The 20,525-nt window shown below is 48.6% G+C and carries 16 protein-coding genes; 10 read left to right on the top strand and 6 right to left on the bottom strand.

Going from position 1 to position 20,525, the window contains the following annotated elements; all coding sequences use genetic code 11:
- Nucleotides 1-62 precede the first annotated feature (62 nt).
- Nucleotides 63-1,010: a LysR family transcriptional regulator gene (locus EXT46_RS05985; protein WP_022943685.1), complete on the top strand. Its 948-nt coding sequence runs from the start codon at nt 63-65 to the stop codon at nt 1,008-1,010.
- Here EXT46_RS05985 and EXT46_RS05990 read toward each other — a convergent pair.
- Nucleotides 1,007-3,010: an ATP-binding protein gene (locus EXT46_RS05990; RefSeq protein ID WP_130145910.1), complete on the bottom strand. Its 2,004-nt coding sequence runs from the start codon at nt 3,008-3,010 to the stop codon at nt 1,007-1,009. The genes EXT46_RS05985 and EXT46_RS05990 overlap by 4 nt on opposite strands.
- A gap of 428 nt (nt 3,011-3,438) precedes the next feature.
- Between EXT46_RS05990 and EXT46_RS05995 the strand changes: the two genes are divergently transcribed.
- On the top strand, nt 3,439-5,994 hold the full coding sequence (locus EXT46_RS05995) for a TonB-dependent receptor (protein ID WP_130145912.1): 2,556 nt from the start codon (nt 3,439-3,441) through the stop codon (nt 5,992-5,994).
- A gap of 269 nt (nt 5,995-6,263) precedes the next feature.
- Nucleotides 6,264-7,592, top strand: a complete 1,329-nt coding sequence (locus EXT46_RS06000; RefSeq protein WP_130145914.1) for a TonB family protein — start codon at nt 6,264-6,266, stop codon at nt 7,590-7,592.
- Here the strand turns inward: EXT46_RS06000 and EXT46_RS06005 are convergent.
- The gene (locus EXT46_RS06005) at nt 7,589-9,610 is read right to left on the bottom strand and encodes a transcriptional regulator (RefSeq protein ID WP_130145916.1); all 2,022 of its coding nucleotides are present in this window, start codon (nt 9,608-9,610) and stop codon (nt 7,589-7,591) included. The genes EXT46_RS06000 and EXT46_RS06005 overlap by 4 nt on opposite strands.
- 128 nt (nt 9,611-9,738) lie before the next feature.
- Here EXT46_RS06005 and EXT46_RS06010 point away from each other — a divergent pair, with 128 nt between their 5' ends.
- From EXT46_RS06010 to EXT46_RS06020, 3 genes are all read left to right on the top strand, one after another.
- Nucleotides 9,739-12,450: a TonB-dependent receptor gene (locus EXT46_RS06010; protein ID WP_165381062.1), complete on the top strand. Its 2,712-nt coding sequence runs from the start codon at nt 9,739-9,741 to the stop codon at nt 12,448-12,450.
- A 275-nt stretch (nt 12,451-12,725) separates the two neighbouring features.
- Complete coding sequence (locus EXT46_RS06015) at nt 12,726-14,789, top strand: S9 family peptidase (protein ID WP_130145920.1); 2,064 nt, start codon at nt 12,726-12,728, stop codon at nt 14,787-14,789.
- A 240-nt stretch (nt 14,790-15,029) separates the two neighbouring features.
- Complete coding sequence (locus EXT46_RS06020; protein ID WP_130145922.1) at nt 15,030-15,455, top strand: hemerythrin domain-containing protein; 426 nt, start codon at nt 15,030-15,032, stop codon at nt 15,453-15,455.
- A gap of 82 nt (nt 15,456-15,537) precedes the next feature.
- Here EXT46_RS06020 and EXT46_RS06025 read toward each other — a convergent pair whose 3' ends face one another.
- Both EXT46_RS06025 and EXT46_RS06030 read right to left on the bottom strand, forming a co-directional pair.
- A complete protein-coding gene (locus EXT46_RS06025; protein ID WP_130145924.1) occupies nt 15,538-15,960 on the bottom strand; it encodes a GNAT family N-acetyltransferase in 423 nt (140 codons plus the stop codon).
- Between the two features lie 113 nt (nt 15,961-16,073).
- Nucleotides 16,074-16,283, bottom strand: coding sequence for a hypothetical protein (locus tag EXT46_RS06030; protein WP_130145926.1), 210 nt, complete (start codon nt 16,281-16,283; stop codon nt 16,074-16,076).
- Between the two features lie 290 nt (nt 16,284-16,573).
- Between EXT46_RS06030 and EXT46_RS06035 the strand changes: the two genes are divergently transcribed.
- The 3 genes from EXT46_RS06035 (at nt 16,574) to EXT46_RS18830 (ending at nt 18,776) form a co-directional block, all read left to right on the top strand.
- Complete coding sequence (locus EXT46_RS06035) at nt 16,574-17,377, top strand: PhzF family phenazine biosynthesis protein (protein ID WP_130145928.1); 804 nt, start codon at nt 16,574-16,576, stop codon at nt 17,375-17,377.
- Between the two features lie 38 nt (nt 17,378-17,415).
- Nucleotides 17,416-18,477, top strand: a complete 1,062-nt coding sequence (locus EXT46_RS06040) for a hypothetical protein (protein WP_240701092.1) — start codon at nt 17,416-17,418, stop codon at nt 18,475-18,477.
- Nucleotides 18,478-18,599: 122 nt separating this feature from the next.
- The gene (locus EXT46_RS18830; RefSeq protein WP_165381063.1) at nt 18,600-18,776 is read left to right on the top strand and encodes a hypothetical protein; all 177 of its coding nucleotides are present in this window, start codon (nt 18,600-18,602) and stop codon (nt 18,774-18,776) included.
- On the opposite strand, the gene EXT46_RS06045 is transcribed toward EXT46_RS18830, so the two are convergent.
- On the bottom strand, nt 18,764-19,231 hold the full coding sequence (locus EXT46_RS06045) for a hypothetical protein (RefSeq protein ID WP_130145930.1): 468 nt from the start codon (nt 19,229-19,231) through the stop codon (nt 18,764-18,766). The genes EXT46_RS18830 and EXT46_RS06045 overlap by 13 nt on opposite strands.
- On the bottom strand, nt 19,221-19,946 hold the full coding sequence (locus EXT46_RS06050; RefSeq protein ID WP_130145932.1) for a hypothetical protein: 726 nt from the start codon (nt 19,944-19,946) through the stop codon (nt 19,221-19,223). Before EXT46_RS06050 ends, EXT46_RS06045 begins: the two co-directional genes overlap by 11 nt.
- A 256-nt stretch (nt 19,947-20,202) precedes the next feature.
- Here EXT46_RS06050 and EXT46_RS06055 point away from each other — a divergent pair, with 256 nt between their 5' ends.
- On the top strand, nt 20,203-20,490 hold the full coding sequence (locus EXT46_RS06055) for a hypothetical protein (protein ID WP_022945058.1): 288 nt from the start codon (nt 20,203-20,205) through the stop codon (nt 20,488-20,490).
- Nucleotides 20,491-20,525 lie beyond the last annotated feature (35 nt).

Genomic DNA, 20,525 nt, shown 5'->3' on the forward strand with positions numbered 1-20,525 from the left:
TATAAAAACATTAATGCCAGAATGGCACCAATAAATCATCGCATTGTCATGCAGGCCGCACTATGGATACCACAAGCCGTTTAATTATGCTGCTCGAAGTGGTTGAGCAAGGCTCTTTTTCTAAAGCCGCAGAGATGCGCAATATCGATCGCTCGGTGATCTCAAAGCAAATTAGTAAGCTCGAAGATGAGCTCGGTGTACGATTGCTCAATAGAACCACTCGTTCATTTTCGCTTACGGCGGCGGGTGCAGAAATGGTGAAAAAAGCCAAAGAACTGCGCTTGCTGCTCAATGACACCGTGCAATTGGCGGAAAACTACCACCAAGAGCCACGCGGTTTACTGCGTATCACCACCTCCACTATTTTGGGCCGACGCTACATACAGCCGGTGATCAATGATTTTCAAAAGCGCTTTCCGCAGGTGAGCATTGATATGCGTTTGGACGATCGCTTGGTTGACATGGTTTCTGAAGGCTTTGATTTGGCCTTTCGTGTAGGTGAGCCCCGCGATTCATCTTTGATTGCACGAAAGCTGGCTCGTAACCGCGTGCTGTTGCTGGCCACTCCGCAGTTTGTCAATGCCTATGGCGAGCCGCAAAGTATGGAGGAGTTGGGTAAACTGCCTGCGGCCACTTATCATAGCGCGCACAAGCGCGTCGATACTATTAGCTACATCAATGATCAGGGTGAGCAGTGTGAACAAGGGATCAATGCGGTCTACAGCGCCAATGATGGCGAGGTGTTGCTGGATAAAGTGCTCTCGCATACGGCCTACGTGTTAGCGCCTGCTTTTTTAATTAACGACGAGATTAAGAGCGGTAAATTAGTGCCGTTGCTGCCCCATATTACTCTACCCGATTACAGTGCCATGTACGCCTTGTACCCACACCGTGATTTACCGGTGCGAACACGGCTTTTCCTTGATGCTGTGCGCCATTACATTGGTGAAGGGGTGCCACGTTGGGAGCGTAATATTCCCGGCTTAGATAACTTGTATCAGGGCCGTTAACGCCCGTGTAATGCATCGGTAATTTGCGTAAAGCCAACGGGTTTACCGATAAAGCTGTCCATTCCCGCCTCCAAACAACGCTTTTTATCGAGCTCAGAAATATTGGCTGTGAGCGCGATAATATGAGGCTGCTTTATATCTGCGTTGCCGCGTATTTGTGCCGTAGCGCCAAAGCCATCTAGCACCGGCATCACACAGTCCATAAAAACCACGTCATAACCACCCTGCGTGTTACCCACCAGATCCACCGCTTGCTCGCCATCCTCGGCAAAATCGGCATCTAATCCCAGTTTACCTAACAGCGCTTTCATCACTACGCGGTTCATCTGATTATCATCAACCACTAAGATGCGTAAATCAGGGTTGATCCCTTGGGTATCAGGCAAACTTCGCAGCTGCGTGGCAATCGGCTCGCCCTTCGCAAGCTTGATGGTAAAGGCGAACTGACTGCCCTGGTCAGGCTCACTCTCAACCTCAACATGGCCACCCATTAACCGGCACAGCTCATAGACAATCGACAAACCCAGACCGGTGCCGCCAAATTCACGGGCTATATGCGAACCACCTTGGGTGAAAGGCGTAAATAATGCCTTTTGTACTTGTTCATTCATGCCTACACCGGTATCTACAACCTGGGCCTGCAAGGTGTAACCTGTCTTACTTTCAGCAAGTTGGGCACTCAAGGTAATGCTGCCTTGATGGGTAAACTTAAGGGCATTACTCAGCAAGTTGGTGAGGATTTGTTTGATTCTCATGCCATCGGCTTTTACCCAAGCCTCGTTACTGACATCGAATTGATGATTCAGGGTAATGCCTTTTTGCGCGCACAAAGGTTGATAGACAGAGATCACATCGTTAAGTAATAACCCGACATTCAGGTCTTGATGCTCTAAGTGCATCTGCCCTGCATCTATCTTCGAATAATCAAGTACATCATTGACCAAGCGCACTAAAGTATCAGCACCACTGAGAGCAAGCTCAACGCGCTGTGAGATTACCTGTAAATCTTCCTCTCCTTGCATCGCTAGCAACATGCCGTTAATGCCATTGATGGGGGTTCGCAGTTCATGACTGATTTTTGCTAAAAAAGCACTGCGGGTACTTAATAGGTGCTCGGCCTGCTCACGTTGCTGCGCGAGGGCCTGGCGTGTGTTGACAATATCTGTGATATCTTGAATTGCACCATTTATACGCACGCATTGACCCTGTTCACACTCTGGTTTGCCCTTTATAGCCACCCATTTTTGTTGACCATCTCGGGCAGTCAATGCGACTTCACAGCTCCAAGGTTGGTGCTCAGCAATGGCATGATTGATATGCTGTTCAATCTTGTCCCGCTCAGTTGGCACGTAGAATGATAGCGCTTCATTTAAGGTCGGTTGAAAATCATCTGCGACACCATGAATGGCTTTGGTTTGTTTTGACCAATACAAACTATCGCGCACTAAGTCGACCTCCCAGGCACCGATTAGCGCCAGCTCACTCATGGCTTTAAGGGACTGATGTTGCAGTCTAAGTGCTTGAATGTCTTGGTACCTGGCTATCTCAATGCCTATCCATTGCCCGAGTAAAGTCACGTAATCGAGCTGCTCACGAGTGAACGCTTGTGGGTGAATATTTGGCGAGGAAAAGTTGATGGTGCCATAGACTCGACCCGCCACCTCAATAGGTGCACCAATGTAACTTTCTAGCTGAAAGTTAATATAGCAAGGGTGAGTCGCAATATCGCTGTTTCCTGCATACTCGAATGCCAAGGCGGACTTGGCATGCAGTGTATGCGTGCAGTAGGTTTCACCGAGGTTAAAATGTGTTCCTACAGCTAATGAATCATCAGGGGTAATAACATGCTCAACAATATAGTCTTTACCATCAATGCGGCTGACAATGGCGATATCCAGTGCAAATTCATCAAGGCCAAAGCGCATTAAACGATGCACTTTTTCAAAGAAGCTGAGCTGTTGATCTGAGGTGATCTGATGTAGTCGAGCCAGTGTGCTCACGCAAATCCTTAGCAGCATTAAGCGAAAAAATAGCGGAGTATCCCCGCTGGGTACTCACTCTAGTATCACCAATAACAACCGAATTATCTACCTTAGTGTAAAAATTCAGCCTTTGTTCGCAGCTAGGCATAAAAAGACGCTCAAAACACGAATAAGTAAACTTAATTTATTTACCCTATCCCAAGATAAGCTTCAAATAAAAATAATTAATAATCATAGAGATAAAAAATAAAACCCAGTAATTCATAACTTTTCATAGTGATTCAAGACTCAAAATGCGTACTCGACCTAGGTTGATGACAGATAAATGATAACGCTGTCATTTGTCGTGTTTGTAGCAGTCAAATAATAACTAAATGCGCTCCTTCGGGCATTGTGCCGCCACAGGCCAAGCACAAGGGAGCACAACAACACCAAGGGGAAAGTTTATGAGTCATCAACTCACACCGGTCGCTTGGGCCATAGGCCTTGCTTACATTGCGGGGTCGTTTAGCACACCGGTGCAAGCGCAACAGCCGCAGGCCACCAGCAGCGATATGGAAGTGATTCAAGTGCGTGGTATTCGCTCCAGCGTAGTGCGTTCGATGAATACCAAACGCTATGCCAATGCGGTCGTCGATGCCGTTACCGCCGAAGATATTGGCAAATTTCCGGACCAAAATGTTGCCGAGTCGCTGCAGCGTATTACTGGCGTATCCATCACTCGCAGTTATGGTGAGGGCGAGCGCGTCAGTATTCGCGGTACACCAGAAAGCCAAAACCGGACGTTGCTCAACGGCCAAGCGGTGGGCTCCGCCGATTGGTGGACTAACTCAGCACCCAGTCGCGGCTTTAATTACACCATGCTGCCCTCAGAGATTGTTTCTGGGCTGGAAGTGTATAAATCGCCAGAAGCCGACCTAGATGAAGGCTCTATTGGCGGCACCGTGATCGTGAAAACACGTAAACCATTGGACTTGCCCGCCCACAAGATTGCCGGCTCGGCATTAGCGCAATACAGCGAGGTATCCGGTGAGACCGATCCGCAGCTATCGGTAATGTACAACTATAAAAATGAGCAAGAGAATTTCGGTGCGCTATTGTCGTTAATTCGCCAGGAGCGCAACCTTCGACGCGATGGTATCGAAGCTTGGAGTTGGATAGACAGAAACATTACCACCGCAGCGGGCGATACCTATAGCAATGTCTACAGCCCAGGAGGCGGCGGCTCAGCGATGTTCACCCAGGAACGCGTACGCACGGGTTACACACTGGCATTGCAATATCGCCCCACCGATGAGCTCGACATCAGTTTCAACGCTTTGGATTTTACCTTAGATGCCGACAACACCAACCAAAATTTCCTTTGGTTACCCGGATACGGTGGCTCTAACTACCTTGATGCTGAGGTCATCGACCACCCCGTTGTTGGCGATATGCTAGTCGCCGGAACCTTGGGGCTATCTCCTGATGGCAATAATATCTTGGATGAAACTAAGGTGCGTAACTCGCAAATAGATACCCTTTCTTATGACTTAAAAGTGGTGCACCAAGGTGTACTTTGGAAAAGCAGTGTACACCTTGGTTATACCGAAGGCAGCGGCGGTAGCCAAGCCGATCGTAGTGTCGGCTGGGAGGGTAACTATCAGCATAGTTTCGATACCAGTCAGGTTGAGGATGTACGCACTGAATATGGCGCCGACCCAGCGGATGGTCGTAATTGGGACTTAGGTTTTTTACGCTATGACAGCAACGATGCCAAAGATGACGAAAGCTACATTCAATTCGATTTTGAACGCCCTATTGATGTAGCGGTATTTAGCGCTATTAAACTAGGTGTAAAGTATCGCGACCATACGCGCTTTAATACTAAACACACCACCGATGCGCGTACCGATCTGGGTTGGAACCTTGGCGACTATGCCAACACCATGCCCAGTGACTATCTTGACGGGTTAGGCAGTCACGGCACGCTCACTAATTATGCCATTACTGACTCTGACAAAGTCCGTCGCGAGGGCGATGCCCTAGACTGGCAATACCGTGTCCTAAAAGCCAGTACTTTTGAGATAAGCGAGAAAATAACCGCAGGCTATGTCAAAGCCACGATTGATGTCGAAGGTATGCGCGGCAACTTGGGAGTACGCTTAGTGCAAACACAGCAAGACTCGGGAGCCTACGCAGGTGCCGAAGGCGCACAGGTGTGGACACAACAAGATAAAGACTATTTCGATATTCTCCCAAGTATCAACTTGGCTATCGACCTGAATGACGACTTGTTAATGCGCTTTAGTGCAGCGCGAGTGATGTCGCGCCCAGATTACGCAGACTTGAGCTCGGCTACCTCCTATAACAAGGAAACCCAAACCGGGACCGGAGGGAATCCTGATCTCGACCCTTATCGCGCTGATCAGTTTGATACTGGCTTAGAGTGGTACTTCAATGAAGCAGGGCTACTATCTGGCGTGTTCTTTTATAAAGACATTCAATCCTTTATTGATAGCACACCCAACTTAGAGGTACATGAAGGAGTAGAGATATTAATTAGCCGCCCCGTTAATGGCCGTGCTGGGCGCATTCAAGGCTTAGAACTTGGCTACCAGCAAGAGTTATATCAAGGCTTTGGCATCGGTGCCAACTACACCTATGTCGACGGTGAGGCGAAAAATGATGAGGGTGAGGATGTCACCATTCCTGGTAACTCAAAGCACACTATCAATCTCAGCGCCTACTACGAGAGTGCGCGCTTTAGTGGCCGTATTTCCTATAACTATCGCACCGGTTACGACACCGGCCGAGATTGGCCCGGGTACATCGATGATTATGGTCAAATTGATGCCAACCTGACCTACAACATTAATAATAACGTCGCGGTGGTGTTAGAAGCCATTAACCTCACCGATGAGCATACGTTCAGCTATCAGGAGGAGGATGTAAAACAAGCCCTGACCTCGGTCTATGCCGATGGCCGACGATTTACCGCCGGCGTACGCTTTAACTTTTAGCCCCTTCCCCTCAATATCAACTCTGCCACTTATCGTTGGTATTGAGGGTGTTAGCAGCCAAGCGCGGCTAGCACAGGCCCGCCAAGGAGGCCGTCTCCACGACCACAGGCAACGGGCCTTTATCCCCTAATGGGGAAGCTAATAGCTCTTTGGCAAGGTGCCAATGATTATATGCTGTTAGCTTTTTTTTCACTTAGTTTGTACAATTGAGTCGTTTTAAATCGCCAGAAGAAGCGCTTTGTTGCTGATATTAAAAGGCTTTACTTATATTGCGCCGTACTAACCTCGTCTCAACTACCTTTGTTATATTGTTGGTATCGCTCAGTTATGCGCTGCCGGTACGTGGCGATCTTGCTAGTGCCACCAAAGCCTACCAAGCGCAACAATACACTGAGGCGTATCAGCAATTCAAAACCCTAGCGACGCTGGGGAATGTCGATGCACTCTATAATTTGGCGGTGATGAATTTACACGGCCAAGGCCGTGAGCAAAACCTCAATAAAGCTTTTAGTTACTTTGTTTTAGCCGGTGATTATGGCTTATCTGCAGCCGACAACCATGCCCGCCTCATTGCGCAACAATTAGAGCATAACCCCAAGCACAGCGAGATCTTCACGCAGTTGGCGCATCAATTCGATTTTAGGGAGTATAATCGTCGCTTGGGGTTCGAAAGCAGTGACCTTGGCAATACCTCTATGCTCAGTACGACCTATCAAGTACAACCTAACTACCCCAGCCATGCGATTGAAAAAGGCATAGAGGGCTGGGTTTGGGCCGAGTTCGATATTGACGCCAGTGGCGCGGTAAAAAATACCGTGGTTATTGATGCCTACCCACCCCATGTGTTTGAAGAAAGCGTTCTCGCAGCGCTAAAGCGCTGGCGTTATGTCCCGCCCGAAAGCCAAAATGCCCGTCGCGGGCGTTCCTTGCTGTATCACTTCAATACTCATAAAGGTGAGCGCTATCGACAAAGTTTCACTCGCCAACAACGCCTTTATGCAGAAGAGATCAGTGCGCTTGTCGAAGCGGCAGAGCAAGGACAAAGCGACATTCAGTACCGCATTGCCACTTGGCTCAGCTCTGAGCAGTACAATGTCAGTCAATTACTTAAAGCGCACTGGCCAGATAACGATGCCAAAATCACCTTATTGCGCGCCAGCGCGCAAAATAACAACGCTAAAGCGCAGTACCGCTTAGCAAAAAAATTGCTCAACAACAGTGATCCACGCACTCGCCAGATTGGCCTAAATTGGCTCCGTGTGGCCGCCCACAATCAACTGAGCGCTGCGCAATGGACCTTGAGCTTACACACCACCAACTCCGAGCGCCAAATGTGGCTCAAACGCAGCGCCAAGCAAGGTCATTTACGCGCTCAGATTGACTTGGTGCAGCTACTACTTGAGGAGCCAAAAAACGCTGAGCAAGACATAACTTTTTGGCTGAATCAAGCACAACAACAGGACAACACCCACCCTGACTTATTGTGGGCACAGGCCCTATTTAATAAGCATCGCGGCCGACCCTATCAGCCGCTTATGTCGCAAGCCCGACAACAAGCACAGTCACGAGGCTGGTCTGAGACTGCCTATCAAGATTAAAGGGTATTGATGACGATATCGTACTCAAAGTCAGTAATTTGGTTGTACACTAAACGCGAGCCATCGCTGGATGTCGCCAAGGACAACGATACATCGGCGCCGTAACCATAAAAACCAAGCTCGCCAATATAGGTATTCTGCCTTGGATTGTGTGTGTAACGATACAAACTCAGCTGATGCCCTTGGCGAATCACATAATAAATGCCCCCATTGAATATCGCCGGTCGATAGATACGCATTGAATCAGCAATCACATCGCTGGGGATAAAGGCGCTAATACGTGCTTGCCACACTGCTAAAGGCTCATTTTGCGGCGCTAGCTTATCGCTGCTAGGGGACGCCACCCGAGAGTCTAAATCATATTGCCATACCTTCCATGGCACGTTTTCATCATCGCGGATATGATACTGGATGTGCTTATCATTGGCGCTAAACTGCGCCATCTTCAGGCCATATTGGGGATCCACTATCTGCACCAGCGTGCGCGAGAACACATGCAGTAAATACAGGCTATTATCAACATTGTGTATCAATAAGTAGTCGCCATCGTGGGAGTAACGCATAGATTTAATGCGGGTATTAGCAGGGAATGAAGCTAATAAGCTGGGTGAGCTTTGCTGCTGGCGCTTTTGCCAAATTTCAACGGGCAGGTTCCTAGGATCGCCTGCTTTGGCATATGAGGCGTAAGCCAGCTGCTCGCCATTGGCTGACAAAGTGGGGCGCACATCGAGGCGTGTTGATGAACTTAACTGGGCTGAATGAAGCGTCCCTGGTGAGCGCCACGTGGCGGCAAAAAGGTTGACTCCAAAACTCCCCTCATTATGCACCACTCGCGTGCCCGCTTCGCTATGACTTACACTCAAATCCTGACCTAACGCAGCGGTGTCGCCAAAGCTTTGCTTCCCACCATCAAGAGTAACCAGATGCAGCTTTTGCGCACCCACCCAAAGCCCATTTTCAGACCAGGTAAGACTTTGAATGGGGTGAGTGGAGGTAAACAACTGTTGTTGTGAGCCGCTATCGATATGCCGCACCCAAACCTGGAACTGATTTCGCTCGCTGACCACATACGCCAACTGATTATCCTGGCTTAACGCCGCCACTGTGCTAGGCAGCTGAGCAATAACTTGGCGCTGGGTTAAGTACGCTCGGGCCTGCAATTGCAAGCGATACGTCACCAGAGCAATCTCTCCTTGATGCCATTCAAATAGCCACACCGTGTCGGCACTGGGCCAAAACACCGGGCTGCCGCCCACGCGCTGCTGACAGTGCCCTAAACTGATGTCTTTTGCTAGACGCCAAAGCTCAATGGGCTGCGATGTCGGCAAAAGACGTAAGTCACAGCCAAATGCATCAAGGCGCTCATACAGCAACCAGTGACCGTCTTTGGAAAAGGCCAACGCCTGTTCACTATACCCTGAAGTGCGAATGCTGTGGTGGGCATGGCTATGAGTGTCATAAATCATTAAATCAAAATGTCGGCGGTTTTCAGCACGTTGCGAATAGGCTAAATAGCGGCCATGATGTGAAAGCGTTAAATGGGTCTCGCCCCCGGGAGCTGAGGAAGCCCGGTATTGTTCACTAAAGTGCTGCACTGAAGAGCCTTTCGGCCACACCCACATCAGGATAACAAGGGCCAGTGTCAGTGCTGCCATCCCGAGCCAGGGCAACCGCTTATTAAACGCAGAACGCTGAATAGTTACAGGCGTAACCTCAGCAATAAGTTGATAGCCAATGCGCGGGACGGTTCTAATAAATTGAGGTTGCCCCTTATCATCGGCTAACTTTTTGCGCAGCTGGGTGACCAATTGGCTCAACGAGTTATCGCTCACCACCACATCGCCCCATACCGCATTGAGGATATGCTCGCGACTCACGGCCTCGCCCGGACGCTCGGCAAGTACCCGCAACAGCGCACATTGCTTTGCCTCCAAAGGATACCAACGACCCTGGCGACGCACGCGCATGGCGGCAAAGTCGACAAGGATATCGCCGATATAACATGATTGATTTGCCACAGCCGGGTTATTCAAAATGTTCGCAAGGTTAAAAAGTGGTTAATGATTGCCAAGCACGATATGATACCTCAACTTTGCGCTTTTATTAGTCGCTTAGCTTGATTTTACTGAGCATGGTGAGGTTGAAGATGCGTGCCCTAACACCCAGTCGTCGTTATTTATCTTTCGCTAGATTAACATTTTATTTCATCTTAAGCGTCCCTTTTTTGGCATATGCCGAGCAACAAACCCAGCCTTCGCGCACTAAGGTGAGCATCAAAGGCTTAGAAACCATTGAAATTCGGGGTTTTCGTGACAGCGCTGTCAAATCACTCCGTGAAAAACGACATCACAATGGTGTCAGTGAAGTGATCAATGCAGAAGACATCGGCCAGTTTCCAGATAAAAATGTCGCCGAGGCCCTGCAACGATTAACCGGCATTTCCTTGTTTAGAGCGCAAGGAGAAGGTGAGCGTATCGGTGTGCGCGGCACCACCGCTGAACAAAACCGCACTTATTTAAACGGCCAATATCTAGCAAGTAGCGATTGGTGGATCTCCAGCTTACCTAGTCGCGGCTTCAACTTTACCCTGTTACCAAGCGAAATTGTCCACTCGGTGAGTGTATTAAAAACCCCACAAGCTAAGCATGATGAAGGCTCTTTAGGGGGAGCCATTAATATCACCACCCCTTCTCCCCTTGATAACTATGCGCCAAGGACCGTGCTCGCCGCGCAGCTGCAATATAACGATCTTAGCCGCGCCTTCGACCCTCAATTTACGCTCCATAGTGAATGGCAAAATTCCGCTCATACCTTGGGGGTCATCGTGAGTTATACCCATAATCAGCGCAGTGTGCGTCGCGATGGACTGGAATCTTGGGGCTGGGATGACCGCCATTTCAGCCAGCAAGGCACACGCTTATACCCCTTGCTTGAAGAGCAAAACCCGGCTCAAAGCATCCAGCTTTGGTCACCCGGGGGCGGTGGCTCAGCGGTATTTCAGCAACAGCGGGAGCTAAATACCTTGATGATTGCCGCGCAGTACGTACCCAATCCGCGTTGGCGATTTGCCTTGACCTCCTTGTACTCGCATTTGGATGCTGACAACACCAATCAGAATTTTCTTTGGCAACCCAGTAATGTGTATGCTCGCGGTGGCCATCTCAGTGATTATCATGTTATCGATAATGTGCTCGCCTACGGCGCATATACCCAAGTGCCTGCAGATAACCCCAGCTCGCAACCGTTTAACACTGCGATGGAAGCTATATGGAGAGATTCGGCCATCGCCACCACCAGCAATACCCTCACAGCCACCTGGCAGCGAGGGTTATGGCAAGCTCAATACCAACTCGGCATGAGTCGAGGCAGCGGCGGCACACGAGAAGACCACACCACACAGTTTTCGGCAAATACCGCATTTCGTGTCGATACTCGCCAGCGACAAAACATCATCGCTGAATATGAGGTAGCGGCCACCGATGCACAGCAGTGGTTACTCAGTGACATTCGCAATGACGCTCAGGATGCCGAAGACGAGCAGTGGTATACCCAAATTGACATCACCCGCGCGGTGGATCATAGCGTTATTAATAAAATAGAGCTGGGTATCAAAGCCCGCGACCACCAACGAAGCTTCACTCGTCGGCGCTCTATTGGCGGCGACTACACTGGTTTAGCCGGAGATTTAGGCTGGCGTCTAAGTCAATTTTCAGCGCCCTTCCCTGAGCAATATATACGCCATATTGGCAGCAGCGATACTTTGAAACGTTACGCCTATGCCGATACCCAAGCGCTGGCAAAGCAATATCGTAGTATTGACTTTCAGCAGTACGAAGAGCGACCCAGCCGCTTTGAAATTAACGAGCGTTCATTGGCCGGTTATACCCAGCTTCAGGTAGGGGCTGACACCTGGCAAGGGAACCTGGGGGTGCGCTTGGTGGCCACCGAGCAGCAAGCCGAAGCCTATGCCGGCCCAGCCCACTCGGGCGGAACCCAGTCAGGCCGAACCCATTCGGGCGGAACCCATTCAGTGGCAAACGCCAGTACTGTGCAACTCGGGCAATGGCAACAAAGCCGACGCCGCTACTGGGATTTTTTACCTAGCTTAAACCTCAGTAGCCACTTAAGTGACAACTTACTGCTACGCCTTGGTGCGGCGCGAGTGATGTCTCGTCCGCAGTATCATCACCTTATGCCCTCAACCAACTACAACGTCACCCAAGCGCAAGGCCAAGGCGGCAATCCACAACTTGACCCTTATCGCGCCAACCAATTTGATGCCGCCTTAGAGTGGTATTTTAATGATATAGGTTTGCTCTCTGGCACCGTGTTTATGAAGGACATTGCTTCGTTTATTGAATTCGAGCGCCGACAGGAGGAGCATGAGGGCATTTTGATGACCATAGATAGGCCCACCAATGGCGCGGGCGGCACCATAACCGGTGCAGAACTCGCATTACAGCATGAGTTTTGGTACGGCTTTGGGGTGCTGGCCAATTACACTTATGTACAAGGCTCTCGTGAAGCTCACTCTGCGGGGACACTCAATGCCATCCCCGGGACGTCAAAGCATTCGGTGAATTTTTCTGTTTATTATCAACAGCCATTGTTTGATGTTCGCTTGGCTTACAACTACCGGACCCGCTATGCCACCGGCGTAGGCGAAACCTTCATGGATAACTATGGCCAACTTGACGCCAGCGTCCGCGTCAATCTAACCGAGCAATTACAACTGAACCTAGATGTGATCAATCTCAATAATGAAATCACCTACCTGTATGAGCGTAGTCACTTGGCGCCCACTGGCATTTACGAAAATGGTCGGCGTTTCTACACGGGCCTGCGCTACACATTTTAAAGGCAAAATGTAACTTTCTGTCAACTTGGGTAATAGTATGTAAAACACGGAATTATTAGCCGTTTAGTGCGTCTTAGAGATAGCTAATAAAGAGAGTGCGCAATCGTACTCGCTAATGTTTTTAGCCATTGCATAGATAGTAAACCCAATCCCAACCTTAGGGGCTCCAGCATGGGGCCCTTTTATCGCAGCCAGTGTGACCTTGAGCGCAAACACTGGCTTTCACTTGTTGCTTTTGTACAATAGCCAAAGCTAATAACAAGTGAAGGACTAACATGAAACTACTGACAACAGCGTTAGCGCTGGCAACAGCCATGGGCACCAGCCTATCGGCCCAGGCCAGTGATACCATTACCGTTGAAGATATTCCGAAAATTAAAAGTGTGATCCAAACCGCTATCAGTCCAGATGGCGAGCAGGTTGCCTTTACGCGCTCTTTACCACGCGAGCTGTACGTTGATAAAAATGGCTACAACTACAGTGAACTCTATGTGGTTGATGACGAAGGCGTAGAACGCCCTTTTATTACCGGCAAGGTAAATATTAAAAGCATTAGCTGGTCAGCAGACGGTCAAGACATCTATTTCCTCGCCAAGTTAGGCGAAGACAAGCACACCGCCTTGTACCATATTCCGGTAGACGGTGGTCAAGCGCAACAAGTGTTTGCCCTCAAAGGCCGCCCAATCTCCAGCTACGAACTTAGCCCAACAGGCAAGCAAGTCGCAATCCTAGCCATGCCAAGCAAAGATAAGTCTGAAAAAGAGCTAAAAAAATTAGGCTTTATGGCCGAGGTGTATGAGCAAGGGCTGAAAAACAAGCAACTGCACTTAATTGATCTGGCCAAAGCTGACAAACCGCTCGACCCTGAAGCAATTAACATTGATGGCTATGTTAGCGACATGAACTATGCTGACGATGGCAGCAAATTATTAGTCAAAACTCAGCCGACGGCATTGATTGATGATAAATACATGAAGTCGCAGTGGCACTTGTTTGATGTCCAAAGCAAGGCCGTTACGCTGTCGTTTAAAACAGAAGGGAAATTAGGCGATGCCGAACTTTCTCATGATGGCCGTTATGTAGCTATCTTAGGCGCCGAAGATAAACACGACCCTGCCACCGGCCGTTTATATCTAGCCGATACGCAAAGTGGCGAGATTAAAGAGTGGTTACCTGACTTTATGGGCCACATTGCCGATATTGAATGGGCCAACACCGAAAACACCCTTAACTTTATTGCCGCTGTAAGCCCAGAGACCTTTGTTGGGCAAATTGAGGTAGGCGATGAGGACTATGACACCCTAATTGAGCAAGGCGAATTTATTGCCAGTCGTTTGAGCGTGTCTGACTCGGATAAAACTATCGCGCTGCGCGCTAACACCGCCAAGCACCCGAACGAAGTATTTATGATCCGTGGTGATGAGGCAACGCGCTTAAGCGACTCAAACCCATGGCTCAACGATAAACGCTTTGCCAAACAGCAAGCGCTTAGCTTTGAAGCGCGCGATGGTGTAGAGATTGGCGGCGTCTTGGTATATCCATTGGATTATCAAGAAGGTCAGCGTTACCCACTGATTATGGCCGTGCATGGCGGTCCAGAAAGTCACGATAAGAACGGCTGGGTAACCAGTTATTCTGATCCGGGACAAATGGGCGCGGCGCGCGGGTATGCGGTCTTTTATCCGAACTATCGCGGTTCTACCGGTAAAGGCGTTGCATACTCTAAGCTGGGCCAAAATGACTACGCTGGCAAAGAGTTCGACGATCTTGTCGATATGAAGCAATACTTGGTAAAAATGGGCTTAGTCGATAGCGACCGTGTTGGTATTACCGGCGGCTCTTACGGTGGTTATGCATCAGCCTGGGGCGCCACTAAATTAACCGAGCATTTCGCAGCCAGTGTGATGTTTGTTGGCGTGACCAACCAGCTTTCTAAGTTCGGTACTACCGACATTTCCAACGAAATGTACTTAGTACACGCACGCTCTTACCCATGGGAAAAATGGCAGTGGTACTTGGAACGTAGCCCAATTTACTGGGCGGGTCAGTCTAAAACACCGCTATTGATTATGCATGGTAAAGACGATCCCCGTGTACACCCAGCGCAATCAATGGAGCTATATCGCTACATGAAGGTGCAAGGGAAAGACGTTCGTTTAGTGTACTACCCAGGTGAAGGTCATGGTAACCGCCGTGTCGCTGCCCAGTATGATTACAGTCTGCGCTTAATGCGCTGGATGGATAATTACCTGATGGAAGGCAACAAAGACATGCCTGATTACAAAATTGACCACGCCAGTAAATTAAAAGCAGTGAAAGACGCCAACAAAGCGGACTAAGCTGTACTCCTTGAGAAGCCTGCATCACGCAGGCTTTTTCATCTTAACAATTAACGTTCTGTTGTATGACTTCCGCCCGCGTGCCTCAATGGCTGCTTGGTGTGGTGAATTTTCCATTTTTACTTGTAAAAGCTACATTGCCTCACTTCTTTAAAATAAAAAATATTTACTAATCATGGACTTGAAATGTGGCATTTGACTTGCTCTCTGTAGTTGGTAGCAAAGTAAAAAGGAGACACTATGACCATATTTGAAGCACTACGTCATGACCATGACACCCAACGTGAGCTCATTGATAAATTGATCGAGACCAGTGGAGACACTAAAACACGCCATGCCCTGTTGGAAAAACTCAAACATGAGCTGCAAGAGCATGCAAAATTTGAAGAGCGTTACTTCTATGACCCACTTATTTTTAAAGACCTAACTCAAGAAAAAGCGCGTCACAGCATTGCCGAACATCATGATATTGACGAATTGATCGAAGAGCTTGAAAGCACAGATATGAGTTCACCTGCTTGGCTGGCAACGGCGAAGAAGTTACACCACAAAGTGCACCATCACCTGGATGAAGAAGAACAAGAGGTGTTTCAATTAGCTGGGCGTGCCTTAAGTGATAAACAAAAACACGATTTGGCGCAAAAATACGACGCGAATATGCACTAAGCCGTAACAGTGATGACGCCGCTGCATCTAGAAAACTAGGTGCAGCCCTATCCAAGCTAGGCGATAAGCCCACTTACCCTTGCTATACATCCACCATTGAGAAATGATGGCTGGCGATGTTAAAACCCTCACGCAAATAGAATCGATGTGCAGCAAAGCGTTGAACGCCTGAGTCTAAGTGAATTTGCTCACAATTATTAGCCCGCGCATAAGTTTTAAACCAATCCAGTAGAAATTGACCTACACCACGCGAGCGATACTTCGCATTAGTCACCAAATCCTCAATATAGATATGTTTACCCCAAGCCAGTTTTTCACCAACACTGAACCCTGCCACCGCAAGCACTCCTTGTGAGGATGTCACATACACAAGCTGGTAATGATGTAATTGTTGCTTGTCAATTTGCGCAGATAAAGCATCGAGAGAATACTGCGGGCGAAGCTGTAATAACACTTCCAACACCGCTTTATAATCAGCATCCTTTTCAAGAAATTTAACTTCCATGATGTCTTCCTTATTTCAGCGAGATTTTAAGCGGTGCATAGACAGTTTTTGATAATAGCGACTATCGCCTATGTGCACCGAGCACTTATTTGGACACCGGCTTTGTATACACTTTAGCTGTTTATCAAACCGTACAATACCAAGGCAAGTCCACCAGCGCTTTGCAGCGTGATGATGAGCCAATACAACACTGGAAAGCGAGCTTTGGATACGTCAAACCACACCCACCAATCGAGGAGCAATACGGTGTCAGTTTCCTCCTTGCGATAGTCCCAATAAGTAATCGCGAGCACGACCAACCCCAGAAATACTAAAAAATACACGTCAAAATCCTTTAAACCGACTAGAAACTCAATACCGAGCGCTCAGGTTAGGTTGCTTCATCCTAAAATGCCCCACCTTCATGCCATTGATAGCAAATTTAGCCAACCGGTTCTAGCTTTAATAACTTAAACGCGGTAGCGATGAATAAGATCCAGATTGCTACTTTATGGTTTTCGCATCGGGTGTGTTTCACACAGTTTTACCGCTTTGGGCGCTGCTAACTAAGCTTGCCTTCACTGAATATACTGATTACTCTAAACGCAGCAATTTTAACTAGGTGATTTAGCCTATGCAGCTTTGCATGTACATTATTGACGCCTTCACTCGTGAACAGTTTGGCGGGAACTCTGCGGCGGTGGTGGTGCTTGATTCACCGTTACCCGATGCGCTCATGCAACACATTGCCAGTGAAAATAACCTCTCGGAAACCGCATTTATCATTGCTCACCCAAGTGGTGGCTATGCCATACGCTGGTTTTCACCGCTGATGGAAATTGACTTTTGCGGTCATGCAACGTTAGCCTCGGCTTTCGTGCTATTTGAATACTTTCAGTGTCATCAGACCATACGCTTTACCACTCAGCAGGTCGGTGATTTAACGGTGTGGCGCCACCATGATGGTTGTATTGAGATGCGCTTTCCCAACCTTGCTCCTAAAGCAGTAGAGACTCCTGCGGCGTTGTTGGCAGGTTTATCACGCCCTCCGAAGCAGGTGTTGGCCAACGCGCAGGCCTATTTTGCGATATATGACGATGAACACGACGTGATCTCATTGCAAAGTAACAGTGAGCAGTTAAAAACCTTGGCACCACGAGATGTGGTGGTGAGCGCCAAAGGCAGAGATTGCGACTTTGTCAGCCGCTATTTTTGGCCCGCTAACGGCGGTGATGAAGACCCTGTGACCGGCTCTATCCATGCTGGACTCACTCCCTATTGGGCAGAGCAACTAGGTAAAACCAAGTTTCACGCAAAGCAAAAATCCATCCGTGGCGGTGAGTTATTTTGCTCATTAGATGCAGAGCATGTTTTGGTCAGTGGCTACGCTGTGCTTTACGCGCAAAGCACCCTGCATATAGCCACGGCTGCAAGCTGACGGTGGCCAACAATCGCTTATTTGGTAAATAATACCCTATGGTGTTAAGACGTATCAAAGTCGCGCGCTGGCGCGCAAATAAACATATACAGCGGCAACAGAGCCAGTGGCAGCCGCATAAAATGCGCCTGTTTAAACGTTGCCAGACGATTTGGTTTAACCTTGGCAGCGCCCAAAAGCTCTACCTGCTTGCCATTCTCTGCTTAGTGGTACTGCAATCAGGCTGGCTGGCCACTGTCATCACTATTATTGCTTTAGTGGTAGAGTTCTGGCCTAAATTTAACCAGCTGTGGCACTCACTGGCAGGTAAAGCACTGATTTTAGTGTTCTATGCCACCATCGCAAACTTTGTGCTCGCCAGTGCCAGTGGCATTGTCAATGAAGTTACCGGAGTGTCGGCCAGCCACTTCAACTACACCCATAACTTTGCCACATTATTGTACCTGCCCCCTTGGGCGCTGGGGATCACCTTATGTACCTTGTTGTTGTTACAGCTTTTTCTACCATTTTATATTGTCGCACTGCTGCTTATTAAACCCTTTGGCTCGCAGCGCATTAAATTTATCAGCCAGAGCTATTCGCCACTAATGACCGCGTTGGTGCGGTTCTTTCTCGCCAGTGTGGTGATTGTGAATATCATTTCCTTCGTTGATGACAAACCTGCTGAGGCGGTGCTCGATGATATCACCGCCAGCTTTAGCGAGGGTAAAGCCTTAGTCGATGATTCGCCTGCTCGTCAAGAGCAAGCGGTGCAGCAACTGAGCGAGAAAATCCAACAAGATTTGCCCACCCAACACTCGGGCGCAAAACAACCCGGCAACAGCGCCGAAGTGCAGGTTGAGGGAGACACCGAGGCAGCAAAAAACATCCAGCAGTTTTTACACACTAAGGGCTATTTTGAGCGTAGCAAGCGCCTTATTGCCATGTTCGCATACAGCTACGAAGCCGATAGCTTCTCCCGCTGCGAAAAAGCGAACAGCGTCAAAGCGGTGGAGCTTAACGACTACGAAATCGTCGAAATTGCGCCGGATGATAGTATGCCCTATGGCTACCGCTTTCGCGTCAGGGCGTGTCAGTCACCCGGGATATCTCCGCCCTAGCAGGGAGGAATTGAAAACGTTAGGTTTTAGTCAGCACGGTTTATTACCGCAATATTGGATTATTGATGGTTATTGCTTTGGCTCAGCGCTTTAGGGCCTACTTAATGAGGAGTTTTTAGTGTATGAGCACTTACCAGGATATAGGTAAACGCGCTTTTGTCATTGCTGCGCTGTTAAGCTTTCTTGGCGCACTGGCGCATTTACTGACCATTTTCGCAGGAGCGCACGGGTATCGTACCATGGGAGCCGGTGAGGCGATGGCAGTCACAGTGCCAGTGCTAAGCGATTACTGCTTGTAGGTGACGTGCAGGGGGATATCAATAAACTTCGCGAGGTCTTCACCGTCGCGCTCCAAACGTTTTTTAAACCCTTTAGGAGCGAGGTTGAAACGATCGCCATTAGTTAGTTGTAAAAAAAGCCGCGCATCATGACGGTCTAGCATCCGTTCATCCACAACAACCGCCTCGATATCACCAAATTTAATATGTTTCGTTTTTATTGGAAACAGCATCTTCGCGCGTATAGTCACGGCCTGTTTACGCTTATCAACCCACACCGCATAACTGCCAAACAACCCGATAAGGCCAAGTGTAGTAACCGATGCCCATACAAACAGTGGCATATCACCACGGGCCACTGAGAACAAATTCGCCGCGCCAATGAGGGTAATAAATACACCGATAAACCGAGCAACGAAGATTTTACTGCCTTTATTTAGCACCGCTAATTCATTAGAAATTTGCTTAAAAGACACGATGTAACTCCTTGGCAATAAGGCCGACCACTAGCAAAAAGAAAAATGGCCCGAAAATAAACTTAGCGAGCGCAGTTTTATCCCAAAAATACAGTTCTCGGCCAACGCGAGGGGGTGTATCAGTAGTCTGGTTTTGCACGGTTTCCGCTTGCTCTTCACTTTTGTCAGTGCCGAAAGAAATCGTTTGCTCCGTAGCCGTAACACTCTCTTTCACGCTCAGTTGGCAGCCGAAGTGCTGCGCAAGAAAGCGGGCCGCCGCTTGGGTGTCAGCAAGGGTCCCTAGCGTATATCTTTGCCCACATAACGCAAACTGATAGTGCGTAACCCTGCTGGGGATGGGTTGCACCACAATTTTAACGTTTTCCAAATGACCCATAGGCATGGGAGTGCCTGCTCTGCCCGCGAAACGTGACTCTATATATGCTTGACCCTTCGCTGCATCCAGCACCAAATAATGGCTCTTAAGCCAACAAAAAAGGCAAGGGATCAATAAAATAGGTGCAACCACCGCATAAAACGGTGAATCATCAAAAACCGCGACCACGGCCGCTGATATTGAGAAAAACAGCAACAAAAAACGAAAGGTCACAATTACATGGTGCGTTTTTGTTTGCAGCGCGACACGCTCAGGTAAGAGATCCGCTTTAATATGATGACGCGCACCTTTGGATAGTTGGCTATACTGCATTTGTTTATTACTTCCTTGTTTACTCACTGTATTACTTTAAACGCTCTGCACCTTTGATTGAAGCATTTTTATCATAAAAAGGCCTGCTTGATATCACTGCGGTTGGGTTGCCTTTTTAAAACATAGCTAGCAATCCACCTAATCAGTGAACAGTGAGCATAAGCGCAATCACCAGCACGTGAGTGGCAGCGAAAAGAGCGATTCAGCTGTTATACCCCTTTGTTTTCGTTTACAATTAACATTATGTAAACACTCAGTCATGAATTAATAAGGATATCGCCCTATGGAAATGGCCGATTTAACATGGATACACTTTCTCGCCATCGTCGGTGCGGTGATTACCATGCTTTCAGGCATAGCGCTGACATTTTATCGCCTGCATGTACTCAATGCCGATTTTGGTCCTAACTCTATAAAAGCACTGGGAGTGATGGTGTTTTTACCGTCGCTGCTGATCCTTGCCGTGCTCACCGACTTCGGTAGTGAAACCTTAGCGGCATTACTCGGTACCGTGGCAGGTTATGTGTTATCGGGCTCAGAGTCCAAGCCCGAACAAGGTCCTCACCAGTAAGTTCTAAAAATAGTAGCAGTGCCCTGTGTGCTGCT

Origin of the sequence: Pseudoalteromonas sp. CO325X (genome assembly GCF_004208955.1) — a bacterium.
GTDB classification, from domain to species: domain Bacteria; phylum Pseudomonadota; class Gammaproteobacteria; order Enterobacterales; family Alteromonadaceae; genus Pseudoalteromonas; species Pseudoalteromonas ruthenica.